The organism is Stenotrophomonas sp. WZN-1, from assembly GCF_002192255.1.
GTDB lineage: Bacteria > Pseudomonadota > Gammaproteobacteria > Xanthomonadales > Xanthomonadaceae > Stenotrophomonas.
This window is the reverse complement of the sequence record NZ_CP021768.1, coordinates 484787-498000: the sequence shown is the minus strand read 5'-3', so window position 1 is coordinate 498000 and position 13214 is coordinate 484787. Positions and strand designations below refer to the sequence as shown.

16 protein-coding genes are annotated in these 13214 nt (G+C 65.1%); 3 read left to right on the top strand and 13 right to left on the bottom strand.

Annotated features, from left to right (window positions below):
* The 3 genes from CCR98_RS02290 to CCR98_RS02280 form a co-directional block, all read right to left on the bottom strand.
* Entirely contained in the window at positions 1–969 is a 969-nt protein-coding gene (locus CCR98_RS02290; protein ID WP_087921359.1) for a polysaccharide deacetylase family protein, read from the bottom strand.
* 66 nt (positions 970–1035) lie between these two features.
* Positions 1036–1575: an RNA 2'-phosphotransferase gene (locus CCR98_RS02285; RefSeq protein WP_198361053.1), complete on the bottom strand. Its 540-nt coding sequence runs from the start codon at positions 1573–1575 to the stop codon at positions 1036–1038.
* A 42-nt stretch (positions 1576–1617) separates the two neighbouring features.
* Entirely contained in the window at positions 1618–2277 is a 660-nt protein-coding gene (locus CCR98_RS02280; RefSeq protein ID WP_087924126.1) for a hypothetical protein, read from the bottom strand.
* Between the two features lie 134 nt (positions 2278–2411).
* On the opposite strand from CCR98_RS02280, the gene CCR98_RS02275 reads away from it, so the two are divergent.
* Positions 2412–3092 carry a hypothetical protein gene (locus tag CCR98_RS02275; protein ID WP_087921357.1) on the top strand — a complete coding sequence of 227 codons (681 nt, stop codon included), beginning with the start codon at positions 2412–2414 and terminating at the stop codon, positions 3090–3092.
* Positions 3093–3120: 28 nt separating this feature from the next.
* On the opposite strand, the gene CCR98_RS21180 is transcribed toward CCR98_RS02275, so the two are convergent.
* Together CCR98_RS21180 and CCR98_RS02265 are read right to left on the bottom strand one after the other, a co-directional pair.
* The gene (locus CCR98_RS21180) at positions 3121–3294 is read right to left on the bottom strand and encodes a hypothetical protein (protein ID WP_087921356.1); all 174 of its coding nucleotides are present in this window, start codon (positions 3292–3294) and stop codon (positions 3121–3123) included.
* A gap of 9 nt (positions 3295–3303) precedes the next feature.
* On the bottom strand, positions 3304–4116 hold the full coding sequence (locus tag CCR98_RS02265) for an alpha/beta hydrolase (RefSeq protein ID WP_087921355.1): 813 nt from the start codon (positions 4114–4116) through the stop codon (positions 3304–3306).
* 221 nt (positions 4117–4337) lie between these two features.
* On the opposite strand from CCR98_RS02265, the gene CCR98_RS02260 reads away from it, so the two are divergent.
* Both CCR98_RS02260 and CCR98_RS02255 read left to right on the top strand, forming a co-directional pair.
* Complete coding sequence (locus CCR98_RS02260; protein ID WP_087921354.1) at positions 4338–4817, top strand: nuclear transport factor 2 family protein; 480 nt, start codon at positions 4338–4340, stop codon at positions 4815–4817.
* Between the two features lie 75 nt (positions 4818–4892).
* Complete coding sequence (locus tag CCR98_RS02255) at positions 4893–5309, top strand: XVIPCD domain-containing protein (RefSeq protein ID WP_087921353.1); 417 nt, start codon at positions 4893–4895, stop codon at positions 5307–5309.
* 46 nt (positions 5310–5355) lie between these two features.
* Here CCR98_RS02255 and CCR98_RS02250 read toward each other — a convergent pair whose 3' ends face one another.
* The 8 genes from CCR98_RS02250 to CCR98_RS02215 all read right to left on the bottom strand — a co-directional run bounded on the left by CCR98_RS02250 (position 5356) and on the right by CCR98_RS02215 (position 12666).
* Positions 5356–6456, bottom strand: coding sequence for a hypothetical protein (locus CCR98_RS02250; RefSeq protein WP_087921352.1), 1101 nt, complete (start codon positions 6454–6456; stop codon positions 5356–5358).
* 37 nt (positions 6457–6493) lie between these two features.
* Positions 6494–7069, bottom strand: coding sequence for a hypothetical protein (locus tag CCR98_RS02245; protein WP_087921351.1), 576 nt, complete (start codon positions 7067–7069; stop codon positions 6494–6496).
* 143 nt (positions 7070–7212) lie between these two features.
* Positions 7213–8358, bottom strand: a complete 1146-nt coding sequence (locus CCR98_RS02240; protein WP_087921350.1) for a YncE family protein — start codon at positions 8356–8358, stop codon at positions 7213–7215.
* A gap of 184 nt (positions 8359–8542) precedes the next feature.
* A complete protein-coding gene (locus CCR98_RS02235; protein WP_087921349.1) occupies positions 8543–9556 on the bottom strand; it encodes an XVIPCD domain-containing protein in 1014 nt (337 codons plus the stop codon).
* Between the two features lie 2 nt (positions 9557–9558).
* Positions 9559–10194 (bottom strand): hypothetical protein, encoded by a 636-nt coding sequence (locus tag CCR98_RS02230; protein WP_087921348.1) that lies wholly within the window; start codon positions 10192–10194, stop codon positions 9559–9561.
* Entirely contained in the window at positions 10191–11117 is a 927-nt protein-coding gene (locus CCR98_RS02225; RefSeq protein ID WP_087921347.1) for an XVIPCD domain-containing protein, read from the bottom strand. The genes CCR98_RS02230 and CCR98_RS02225 overlap by 4 nt, the downstream gene beginning before the upstream one ends.
* Positions 11118–11250: 133 nt before the next feature.
* Positions 11251–12189 carry an XVIPCD domain-containing protein gene (locus tag CCR98_RS02220; protein ID WP_087921346.1) on the bottom strand — a complete coding sequence of 313 codons (939 nt, stop codon included), beginning with the start codon at positions 12187–12189 and terminating at the stop codon, positions 11251–11253.
* A 9-nt stretch (positions 12190–12198) separates the two neighbouring features.
* Positions 12199–12666 carry a hypothetical protein gene (locus tag CCR98_RS02215; protein WP_232463076.1) on the bottom strand — a complete coding sequence of 156 codons (468 nt, stop codon included), beginning with the start codon at positions 12664–12666 and terminating at the stop codon, positions 12199–12201.
* Between the last annotated feature and the right edge of the window lie 548 nt (positions 12667–13214).

The following is a 13214-nucleotide window of genomic DNA, read 5'->3' as shown; positions in this document are numbered from 1 at the left end:
TTACTCCGAATCGACCTTGGCCAGTTTCATCACCCACGCCGGCACCTCGGGTTCGCCGGCGTAGAAGTCGTTCGGCTTCTTCTCCGCCATCGCCCAACGGTGCAGCCAGCTCGGGCCGTAGCGGCCGTTGTAACCCTCGGCACCGCGTGCGTAGGCCGGGTCATGCATCGCCTCGTCCAGCGGAATGAAGCGATAGCCGCGGCGCTTGGTAGCCGCCACCAGTTCGGCGAACGTGGCCGCGTTGAGCTCATTGGCGTGCATCAGCCACACCTGCGGCAGCGCGTACCCCAGCAGCGCCTGCGACTGCTTCTCGTAGTAATCCAGCTTGTTCAGCATATACGGCACATAGCCTTTGCGCAGCTGCGCCAGCGTCGCTTCGCGCGCAGGCGAGTCCGCCTGCTCGTTCATCACGTTGGCATAGGCGAACGCCCACACCCACTCGCCGTTGTCCACTGTCACCGGCGCCACGCGGTAGCCGTGCTGCCTGAAGAACGTATCCATCTGCGCACGCTCTTCCGGGGTGCGCCCAGCGCGCAGATAGGGATGGCGCATCCACTGCGGCGCCTGCCCCCTCTCGGCCAGCAGCGGCCGCAGCACCGTCTCGCCGCGCAGGAAATCCTGCTGGAACGCCGCCACACCCTTGGCATTGAGATCCATATGCGAGTACGTGTGGTTGCCCAGCACATAGCCCGCATCGCGCCAGTCGCGCAGCATCTGCACCCGCGCCGGCTGCACCTGCCCGTCCACCTCAAGCTTGTTCTCGTTGACGAAGCCGACCACCGGCACGCCCGCCTGCTGCAACTGGGCCATCAACGCCTCATGCCGTGCCTGCAGGTCCGGCGGCATGATCTGGTCCAGCCGTGCCCATGGCAGATCGTCAATGGTCACCGCAATCCGGCGGTCCACCTCGGCGGCATGTACCGCCAGCGAACACAGCAACAGCGGCAACGCACGCAGCAAGAATCGCATCGGGTCTTCCCTGGAGTGGCGAGGCGTCGACTGTAGCGCGATTGCCGGGCGCCGCCGAGCGTGTGCTCAGCCCGCGATGTACTGCGGCGGCACGTGCGCGGTCAGCCACACGCCATTGGCCGAACGGTGGAACACATGGCCATCGGCATGCATGCGCCCTGCATTCACGCTGAGGATGACCGGCGCACCGCGGCGCGCGCCCACCTGCTGCGCGGTCTGGCGGTCCAGCGACAGGTGCACGTGCTGGCGCTCGCCAGGCCGCAGGCCCTGCTCACGGATGGCACCGACGAAGCGAGCCACCGTGCCGTGGTACAGCCATGCCGGCGGCTGCAGCGCCTCCAGGCCCAGATCCACCTGGATCGAATGCCCCTGGCTGGCGCGGATGCGCAGACCGTCGTCGCTCAGCGCGAAGCGCTGCTTGTCATTGGTCTCGACCACCGCCTGCAGGGTGGGCCGGTCCAGCGCCACGCCATGGTCGGCCATCCGCTGCAGCAGATCATCGACATCGGCCCAGCCCTGCGCATCCAGCTGCAGGCCGATCTTCTCTGGTTCGTGGCGCAACACCAGGCTCATGAACTTGCTGGCGTGCTTGTGTGAAGTATCCATACTCATCGGCATAGGCTGCCGCAGATCACCGCCGGATGCCAGTTACGCCCCTGCCGATCGTGCCGCCCGGGCCCGCGCGATCGCGCGCCACAGGGCAACACCGCCGGCCATCGCGGCCAACAACAGCACCGTCAACACGAGCGCCAGATCATCCGGATTGCGCAGCAATGGCGCGTTCACCCGCGTCAGGACGTGGAACACCACGCGCTGCGCCTGCTCCAGCGGTACATCGCCCTCCGAAGCCAGCTCCACCAGGCACGCCGTGGGTGACAGCCGCGCCACGTTGCTCCACGCATTCTCGTACAGGTGCAGCACCCATCCGGCCAAACCCAGCGCGCCACCGTGCAGCACCATAAGCGCCACGTTCGCCATGCGCAGCCGATCGCGCAGCCACAGCGCGCGGCTTGCGCATACCGCCATGGCCCCCAGCAGCGCCAGCACCACGCCTACCCATGGAATCCAGCCCAGGGGTTGCCAGTCATCCAACGCGCCTGCACGCGCCATCACCTGTTCGGCAACCTGCAATCGCGCCTGCGCGTCCGGGCCCCCACAGGCCACCGTCACCGGCTCCAGCAACAGCTCCACGCGGTAATGGAAGAAGCCGGCGGCCAGCACCACAGACAGCAGCGCGACCCACTGAAGCATCAACAGGATCGGCCCCTGCCCACAGATACGACGAATTCGGGACGTGGCAGGGCTCATCGGTTCATCCATGACAGCAAAGAGCCATCCTACCCAAGCGCCCCGTGCCTGTCGGCTGGCGGATGCGACACACATCACGCAGCACCGTTACGATGGCACGGTTGCTTGAATCCGAATTTTCCCTGGTAATCCCGATGGTGATGCTGTATCTGGCCGTGCGGACGCTGCTGCCACTGCTGGCGTTCCTGCTCACGTGGTGGCTGCTGTCGCGCCTGATCAATGCCCGCGTCGCCCGGCTGCCACGCGTCCCGTTGAACCTGCCCGAGCACAGCAGCAGCCCCCGCAGGAAGGATCGACGCATCTACGCGCGCAAGCTGCGGCGCAAGCCCGGCCTGCGCACGGCGAGCCGCGCGGCCACCGCACCCCGCAGCTGGCACTTCGCTGCGGCTATCCTCTCGCTGATGGTACTGAGCGCCACCGTGATCGCCCTGCCCGATGGCGCACGCTTCCAGGTAATGGTGGGTAATCTCATCGGTTATCCGGCAACCGTCATCGAGGCGCAGGTTCCCGTGGCCGCACAGCCCGTCGTGATGCGGGCATGGCAACCCGCACTCGCACAGCTGGGGCGGCCCACGGCGATGCGCTACCCGATCGGTCGCACCGGTGGCGAGCATGAAGCCCATGCCGTCGTTCCCGTCCAGGTACGGCTGCAGGGGGTTCGCATGCAGGTGGCCATCGCACGACCGGTGGACGCTGAAATGCTGCGTGCGGAACTGGCACGGCTGGCAGGGTTGCCGATCGAGACGATCCACGTGCAGCAGCGCGACGTGGCGCCATGGCGGGAGTCGGGCTGGCAGCCACTGCCTCTCCTGTAGAGCCGAGCCCATGCTCGGCTGCCCTCAATCACGCTCCACGCGGCAGCTTCGACGCCCACATGTTGTCCACCAGGTTCGGATAGCGCCGCCCGTTCTCCTCCGCCCGCTGTCGCGCCGCGGCCTTCTGTGCATCCGACAGCGGCTGCGGCACCTGCCCCTTGGGCTTGGGCTTCTTCCACGGTGGTATCTTCGGCTCGCGCATCGCCGCAGCTTACCGCTTCAGGAAATTCAGCAGCGCCAGATTGAAGTGATCCGCGTGGCTGGTGTTGCAGCCATGCGGCGCGCCTTCCAGGATCACCACCTCGCTGCCCGCAATCGCCTCATGGGTACGCTGGCCGGAGCCCTCGAACGGCACGATGGCGTCACTGTCGCCGTGCAGGATCAAGGTCGGCACCGTGATCTTCTTCAGGTCATCGCGGAAATCGGTAGTGGCAAACGCCTTCATGCAGCCCAGCGCCGCCACCTGGTCGGATTGATGGCACAGCGCGATGGCCGCCTGGCGCGCCTCTTCGGTCACCATCAACTGGCCGTTGGCGCTGAAAAAGTCGCGGGTGAAGCCATCGAAGAATGCCTCGCGGTCCTTCTCCAGCCCACTGCGCATTTCATCGGCCTTGTCCTGCGTCAGCGGCCCCTCCGGGTTGTCGTCACTACGCAGCAGGAACGGCGGCACCGCCGCAGCGAACACCACACTGTGCAGGCGCTCCTGGCCGTGGTTGGCCACGTAACGCGCCACCTCGCCACCGCCCATCGAGAAACCGACCAGGGTGACGTCACGCAGGTCACGTTCCTCGATCAACCCCGCCAGGTCCGCCGCCAGCGTGTCGTAGTCATAGCCCTCGGCCGGCTTGTCGGAGCGCCCGAAGCCGCGCCGGTCGTAGCTGACCACCCGGTGCTGTGCATCACGCAGGATCGACACCTGTGGCTTCCAGGCATCGGCGGACAGCGGCCAGCCGTGGATCAGGATCACTGGGCGGCCGTCGCCACCACTGTCTTCAACATGCAGGCGGACGCGGGAAGCAGGCATGGGAGCTCCTGTGGAAGGGGAGGATTGCAGGCTAGCGGCCGCACCCTGTGGCAGCCGTGAGGGAATCGCGCCCGCCCGTGACGTCGCCTGCACATGCCTCCGCACGGCGCCGCACCGGCATTCCCGGCCTTCGCACCGCGCCTTCCCGGTTTCGTCGCAGCGCCGTACCGCCGTGGTCACCGGCATGCCAGCCTGCGCGCATCACTCCCGGGAGTTTCGCCATGTTGCTGCTCACCCTGCCCCTGCTGGCTGCCGGCCTCGCTGCCGCAGCGTCGCCCGCCGATGACCTGCGCGAACAGATCCGCCAGGCCGATACCCAGCTCTTTGCTGTGGCCTTCGAGGCCTGCGACGCCGACAAGGCCGCCGCGATGACCACCGAAGACATGGAGTTCTTCCATGACAAGGACGGCAAGTCAGCCAGCAACCGCGAGGACTTCCGCCGCAGCGTGGCCAGCATGTGCGACAACGCGCGCAAGGGCGGCTGGCACCTGCGCCGCGAGCTGGTGGAGTCCTCGCTGCAGGTGTTCCCGCTGCACGATGAACGGGCGCTGGAAATCGGCGACCATCGCTTCCACGAGCGCGGCAAGGACGGCGTGGAGCGCTGGGTGGGCCAGGCCCGCTTCATCCAGGTCTGGCGCCGCGTGGACGGGCGCTGGCTGGCCGAACGGGTGATCAGCTACGACCATCACCCGGCGGACTGACCCATCGGGCGTGCTTCACGGGCCGGATCTATACTGGCGGGGTCCACCCCGACCCACCGCAACCGTTCGATCGCCATGGCAGAGATCACCCCCAACCATCCCGAGTACGGCCTCAACCAGCAGATCCGCCAGGGCGTGGCCGCACTGGACGCCCAGCATGGCCGTCCGTTCGACCAGACCAGCGAGCGCCTGACCGCCAGCCTGACCGTGCTCGCCCGCGAGCAGGGCCTGCAGCAGGTCGACCATGTGCTGGTCAGCAATGCGACGGCCCAGCACCCGGCCGGGCACAACGTCTTCGTGGTGCAGGGCGACCCGGCCAATCCGGCGCACCTGCGCGCGATGATGCCGACCGCTGTGGCGGTACAGACGCCGGTGGAGCAGTCGCTGCAGAAGCTGGGGCTGGGTGTACAGCCGCCGGCGCAGGCCGAGCAGCAGACGCTGGACGCCCAGGCGCAGGACCCGCAGCAGAATCCCGTGCATCGCCTGGGGTGAATGCCACCAGGCGTCGATGCCATCGACGCCTCTGGAAAACCCTGTATCAGCCCATTCGCGGCTGGGCGTGCTGCGTCTGCTGCAGCTGATCGTCCTGCGCAACGCGGCTGGCCTCGCGGCCCTGATGCTGCACGCTGGCGAGCTGGTACACCTCTTCAACCGTGCCCTGCTGGGTATCGGCCAGCGAAAGGCGCTGGCGGTTCGCCGCCGGATCCGGTGATGCAGTCTCGCCCGTGCGCTGCAGAAAGACATAGCCCGGCGAATCCGCCGCACCGCTACTGCTGAAGGCCACCTGCAAGGCATCGCGTTCGGTGTAGCCACCCTGCACCGCCAAGCGCGTCAGGTGGCCCGCCAGCAGTTCGGGCTGCTGTCCCGGCGGCAGCCCCTGCCGATCGGCGGCCTCACCCAGCGCCGCACGCACGCGCTGGTCCAGCGGATGCAACGCGTCACCCGGCACACGTGCGTCGTTGGCCAATCGCTCACCGCTGCGCTCACCCATGTCGTCGGTCTCGCTCAGCAGGTGCTGCTTCCACGTGCGATCGGGCATCGGGTTGGTTTTCGTACGATTGAGCTCGCTGTCGGGGAACGGTGGATCGATGCTGTCGACGCCGTGGATGTTGCGCAGCGGACGATAAGCATCCTTGCCTTCGCCTTTCATGCCCAGGGGAATGCGCACATCCGGAAGAAGCTGCGCGGCAGGACCGACCAGCCCGTTCACGTCGATACTTCTTTTCCGCTCGATGCCGGCGTGATTCAGCGCTTCCCAGGTGAAGTCCACGCAGTTGTGGCGTACGTCCTGATAGTGCTTGCTGAAGCCGAATTTCTCCGGGTCCGAGCCGAACTGCTGGAGCTTCTTGTACTGATCTTCACTGATCTCGAGGGTGCGCGTATATCGCGGGTCCTTATAGACCGTTGCGTCGTCCTCCATGATGGTGCCAGGACCATTCATGCTTCCGTGCTCCTTGGGAGCAAATCCATAGCTCTTCGCAGGCACGCCGGGGGCATGCAGGACGTAGAACATATGGCCGGGGGCGGACGTCTGCGGAATGCCCTCCGCGTCGACGGCCTGCTTGTGCGTCCTGGGGTCGATCAGCGGCGTGCCGGGTGCAGCGATAACGATCTCTACGGTATAGCGTGGCTTGTCCATAAGGTGATTCCTTCGTTCCTTCCGGTGGTGAGGTGGATTACTTGCCTGGCGGCCGGGCTGCGTGTACCCGCAACTGAGCCACGTAATGCTGCAGTTCCGGCGTGGCCTGCACAGTGCGAACCTGTACGCGATAGCGCGTATCACGCTCCAGTGGCAGAGCAACCAGGCTCAGCGTGTACTGGCCGTCACTGCCCATGTGCGGCGACGTATACCGCCATTCGCTGGAGGCATGCCATTCCGGAAGCTGCTCACCTGCATTGAGCACCCCGGCTTGATAGCTGTCGTAGGTGGGCACATCCTTCCAGGCATCAGCGCCCCATTGCTGCAGGGTCACATCGAACGGGACCCTCATCGTGCCCACGTCAGGCTCGTCCGGCCTTGGCGTCGCTTGGCGCTGCAACTCCAGCTCCAGCGCATACGTGCGACCCGGCTGGAAGTTGCGGGCATTCGTCTCGAACTCGAACCGCACCGCCTGGCCCGGTTCGGCCACATCGATCGGCTTGACCAGATCCAGCGGCTCCGGCGCGTCCGGTATGCGGCTGTTGCAGGCGCCGAGTGCGCTCGCCAGCGTGAAGATCAGGCCGGCACGCAGCCAGCGATGGATACCCAGCATGATTCAGACCCTTTGGCTCCCTGCCGTGGGCTTCAACCCTAGCGAGCAGCCTCCGACACTGCAACCGGGCAAAGAAAAAGGCAGGGTCTGCACCCTGCCCTCTTCACGCGGCACGCTGCCGGGCGCGGCCCGCCGTCAGCGCATCACAGCTGGATGCGCGCCACGCTCTCGTCAGCGCCCTTGTCATCCTTCTCGCCGTTCTTGATGCTCACGAACAGCACGTTGTTCTTCGCATCCAGCGCCAGGCTGTTCGGGTGGGTCGGCACCGTGTAGGTCGCCACCTTCTGGTAGCTGTCACTGTTGTACGCGGTCACCGTGCCGGCTTCGCGGTTGGTCACGTACAGGCGCTTGCGCGGTGCGTCTAGCAGGATGCCCAGCGGGCCGGCATCGGTCGGGATGCTGGCCAGTTCCTTGCCGGTGCTGCGGTCGAGCACCAGCACGCGCTGGCCCGGGTGCTTGCTGACCAGGCCACTGCTCTTGGCCTGGTAGCCACGCAGGAATTCCGAGCCCTGGTCGGTCACGAACAGGCGCTTGCCGGCCGGGTCCAGCGCGATGTTCATCGGCTGCTCGGCGGCGATCCTGTGCTGCGCCACCACCTTGTTCGAATCGGTCCCGACCACCACCAGGTCGGCCAGCAGGTTGCTGGTGTAGACGCGCTTGTTGGCCGCATCCAGCGCCAGGCCCGGCGCCTTGGCATTGCCCAGGCCGTCGATGGTGTTGATCACCTTCAGCGTGTTCGTATCGATCACAAACAGCACGCTGCTCACGTCCGGCTGGCTGCTGTGGCCGGTCACGTACAGGCGGTTGGCCGCGCTGTCGACCACCAGCTCGCGCAGGTCGTGGGTGTAGGCGGCCTTGCCGTCCTTGCCGGTCTTCTTCTCCATCAGCTGGATGGTGCCGACGGCCTTGTTCTGCGCGGTGTCGACCACGGTCACCGACAGGTCCACGGTGTTGCCCACGTACAGGCGGTTATGGGCGTCATCCAGCACCACACCGAAGGCTTTGCGCTCCAGCGGAATACGGGTTTCCACGGCCAGCGTGGTCGGGTTCAGACGCAGCACCTGGGCCGGGCCGGCGTCATCGCCGAAGCCACCGGACGAGGCCACGAACACGGCGTTCTGCTTCGGGCTGTAGGCCAGCTCGTACAGGCCCTTGGCCACGGCCTGGCGCTGCACGGCGGTGGTGGCGCTGGCGGTGGGCGCGTTGTCGGCAAATGCAGAAGGCACGCCGAGGCTGAGCGACACAGCAAGGGCCAGGGCGGCCGAGCGGAAGAGAGGATTACGGAACATGCGAGCGTCCTTGAATGGGCACGGGAAGGTGTCCTGGCTCGCTGGGCCGTACTGCGACGGCCCGCCCCGCATCTGTCTGCGCGGGGTGGGCTGGCTGGGGTTGCGGGGGAATGGTAGCAGGTGGGGGGCGTGGCGTGCGTCTGCGCGCGTATGGCAGACGTTCGAACTTGGTGCTGCCCGCCGGCTATGTCATCCGTGGGCCGTGGCTCTGCTGAAGCTGCTGCTCCTCCTGCAGGCGCTGCATATCGCGCTGCGACGGGGCCTGCTGCAACTGCGCGACCCGCTCGAACGAGGCCTCAACCGGGGCTTGCGCCGCCAGCTCCGCCGGCATGCTGGCGCGCTGTTGTGCCGGGTCACTGCGGTCACCCTGCACGATGAACAGCTTCGGCGCAGTATCGCCACGCTGCTCACCCAGTATCACTTCGTCCACGCGAGAGAACTGCTGCTCCTTCGACAGCGCAAGCAGGCTGGCACTGACATTACCGTTGCGTGCACCAAAGGCGCCGAGGTTGGCCACCTGCTGGTGGATCTGGTTGAGGCGGGCATGGTCGTCGTGCGACGGGTCCGCGGGCGTGCTGCGTGCCGCGAGGGTGCTGTTGCCGCGCCACTGCTCGCCGTTCTCGGTGAACATCCACTCGCGGAAGGTCTGCTTCGGCATCGGGTTCCACTGCACCCTGTCCAGCTCGCTGCCCTTCACCTGCTGCGGAATGGCATTGACGGCGCGGATGTTGTCCAGAACCTTGGTAGCGCCCTCGTAGTTGCTGATCTCCCCGGCCAGCCCGACTGGGCGCAGGCCTGCGTGGTTCAGGGCACCCCATGCGAAATCGGTGCAGGCGTTGGAGAAGAAGTCGTAGTTCATGTCGAAACCGTGCTTCTTCGGGTCCGCCGAGAATTCGAGGATGCGGTCGTACTGCTCTTTGCTGATCTCGATCGTGCGCTCGAAGCGGGGCTTGTCGTAGACCGACACGTCCATGTCATCGACTTTGCCCCTGTTTGGATCGTCCTTGGTGCCTGCGTGGGTGAAACCAATGCTCTCCGGCAAGGGTTCACCCGAACGGCGCAGCGACAGGAACATGTGCCCCGCGAACGAAGGCTCCAGCAGAAACCTGTTTCCCTCAACATCACGGCCGTAGCGCGGCGTACCGGGGGCCGCCAGATGGATGGTTACGCTGTAGCGCTCGGCATCGTCCTTGTTCATGTCTACTTTCCTAGTGATTGATAACCAACGATCAGTTCTGCTTTCAGGCCTTCCAGCTGGGGCCGATCCTCTACAAGCTCCACCAGCAGAAGGTAGCGCCCGGGTGTAATGCCTCCGACCTGCGCCAACTGCAACGTGCGATAGAGCACGCCTTCAGAGTACAACCCGGCCTCGGCCAAGCTGTTGATGTCCACACTCCCCGTCGTCAGGTCTGTGACCACGCCATCATCGGCGATCTTCTGCGAGTCGCGTCCATCGCGGGTACGCTGCCAAAGCTGTACATGACGAGGCGCGCTGCCATCAATCCGCTCCAAGCGCAGCCGCGTTGGCAAACGTCCGAGAGTGATCTTCTCCGAAGCATCCAGCAGCCGTCGCGCGTCGGTATCCTGCAGCCGCAACCCGATGTTCAGAATCGGAATGGCCGGCTTCTGGGGTGCCGGCAAATCAAACGGGACCTCGGCAATCCGACCGGCCTTCTGCAACTGCACGGCCCGCGTGAACGGCACAATCGTGCGGGCATCAGCCTGCGCGCGCGTCAGCAAGGGCGGCGCGGTGTCAGGCGCTGGTGACGCACGGCACGCCGCCAGCGCTCCCAACACCGCCAGTACCACCAGCCCCCGCCGCATTGACCGCGTCATTGCTCCTTCAACCGCAGCGAATCAGCCACATCGGTCTTGGCCGCCACCTCGGTGGCAATGCTGGCGCGGCGGTGCCCCGGGTCATTGCGGTCGCCCTGCACGATGAAGATGCTCTCGGCCGCATGGCTGTTTTTGGTCGGCTGGCTGAGCAGCACGTGGTCCACGCGCGAGAGATTGTTCTGCTTGGCCAGCACCAGCAGGCTGGCGCTGATGCGCTGGCTGGCGGCATCGAACGGGCGCCCGTGCGCGGCGTCCAGCTCGGCCACTTTCTGGATCAGCTGCGAGAACAGGCGATGGTCGGGATGCGAAGGGTCCAGCAGCGTGCCGGCCACTTCGATCGGCGTCGGCGGCGGCTCATCGCTGGCACGGTCGCCCTGGCGATGGTGCTCGGCCTCGCGCTCAGGCATCGCATGGTGGGTTTCGACATTCAGATCGCTGCCCGGGAACGGCGCGGCAATGCACTGGATTTCCGGCAGGTTGAACAGCACCGCGAACTCGCCCAGGTTGCTGCCGCCGTCCAGCGGCGCCGGTAGCGGATGCAGGCCGGCGTAATGCAGCGCCGCCCAGACGAAATCGCTGCAGCGGTTGATGGTGGCCGGGCGATCCACATCGAATTCGAACTCGGCCGGTTCCTCGGCGAAGTCACGCAGGCAGCCGTAATGCTCCTCGGTGATTTCCAGGGTGCGGCTGTAATACGGCTGCAGATGCTCGTCGGCATCGTCGTGGCGCACCTGCGCGTATTGCACGCCGGTGCGGGTTTCACCAGGCGCCTGGCGCGGTGGTGCGAAGCCGTAGCTGTGGGCCTCGTCGCCTGCCGCCACTTGCAGGTACATATGGCCGCGCGGCGAGATGCCTCCACTTTTCAGCGGGGTGCCGGGGGCGGCCAGATAAAGCGTTGCGGTGTAGCGTGTTGCCTGCTCCATGCCTGTTCAGCCTTGATGGGTGCTGCGGTCCTGGGCGGATGATGGCATAGGTGGGATGGGAGGCAGGTGGAGATGGAGGCAGTTTCGAGGCCGAGGCGCTCGAAACTGTGATCTTCCGTGCAGTCGCTGGAAGTCAGCCCATCTGCAGCGGCGCCCGGGTTTGTTCCAGGGCCGGCTCCTGCGGCGCCAACGAGGCGCGCTCCTGCTGGGCCAGCGAAATCTGCTCGACCTTGGCGAATGACTGCTCCACCGGTGTTCGCGCAGCCTCCTCCGCCGTCATCGAAGCTCGCATATGGGCAGGATCGTTGAGCTCCCCCTGCACGACGAAGAGTCGCTGCGGCGAACCATCGCTTGGAGTATTACCCAACACCACATGGTCGACATGCTCCAGCCCACGCTCCTTGGCTGTGGCCAACAACCCCGCTGAGATCCGCTCGCTGGTCCCATCGTAGGAGCGGCCATGCCTCTCGTCGATGCCCGCCACGCCCTTGCGGATGGAATCAAGCATATCCCGATCGCCCCGCGGCAGTTGCTCATCGCTGATGATCCATTGCTTGAACGTTCTCTCCGGCATTCTGTTGTAGTGCTCAGTATTCAAGACGCTATCCGGAAAGGGCGCGCGGATGCTGCGGATGTATTCCACATTGCTGAGCGGCTTGAGGCCACCTTCGAAGCTCTTGTCCTGCATGAGCAGAACGTTGGTTCGATGAAGCCCGGCGTGATTCAGGGTGCCCCATGTGTAGTCAATACAGCTGTTTTCCACACCGTGATACTCGGTGTTGAAACCATGTTCGCTGGGCTTTGCACCAAATTCCATCAGCTTGTCGTACTGCTGCTTGCTGATCTCCATCGTCCGTGCGTAGTACGGATCTTTGTATTGCTCGGCGTCATTGTTGTAGACCATTCCGGGCCCAGTGATGACGCCATGCTCGATGGGTGCAAAGCCAAAGCTCACCTCGTCCTTGCCATGCGCCACCTTGTAGTAGACGTGGCCAGCATTGGATGTCCCTCCCGCCAGCAGCGGCGTGCCGGGAGCGGCAACGAAGACGGTGACTGTGTATTTGTCGTCCATGACGTGTTCCTATTTCGACTTGTTTACGTAGGCCACCAGCAACTCGGCTTGAGTGGACGCCAATCGATCATCAGGCTTCAGTATCTGGATGCTCAGCCTGTAGCGGCCAGATTGCAATTCCTGAGCCCAGGCGAGGGCCAGTTGTGTGTGGTGACTGCCGGGCGCTTCCAATCCTGCTGACTGCAGAGATCGATGATCGACGTCATCCAACCATCCACCCGCCACCCTGCCCGCAGGTCCAATGGGCTCTATCCGCGCGGGCGTTCCTGCCACAGACTCCACCCTCACCAACGGAACAGGAATGCGCTGCTGTGCCTCCAGCCGCTCCAGTGTCACCTCGGTGGGCAAGCCCAGATTGCGGATCTCGCGGCCCGCATTCAGTGATTTCAGCCCGTCTTCTCCGCTCACCCGGATTCCAAGGAACAAGGTTGGCGAGGCGCTTTCCTCTGGGGACGGTAGGGCGAACTCGACCACCATGGGTGTGGTCATCGCTACCAGCGGCAGTGGCCTGACGAAGGGCACCAGGGTCCCGTTCTCTACCGGAGCGCTCGGCCCAGGTATCGCCTCGGAGCTGGCTTGGCAGCCGCTCAGCAGAGAACCTGACAGTACCAGGGCCAGGCAGACCAACAATCTTCCTTGTCGAAACATCGCTTTTCCTCTTCCAAGGCTCATCGAAGCCGTCGAAGGCGCCTTCGCCCGCATTCATACACCCCGGCCGTAGAAGATTCTACGACGAAGTTCCCTGCGTCGCGGCTCCTGCGACTGGGGGTGATCAAAGTCAACCACGCGCAATGGTGCGCTTACGTATAGGGGGTAGTAAATGGACCGCTACTTTGTGAATAGAACGCCGCAGGCCAATGGAGACCATGAGGTGCATAAACAGGGATGCTATTGGCTTGCTCGCGCCCAGTCCACGCAGGACCTCGGCTTGCACATCGGCTGCAGGACGGCCGTGGCTGAAGCCCAGAGGTGGTACCGGCAGTCGAATGGCTGTGCCACCTGCTCCGCGGCTTGCCATACAAGCT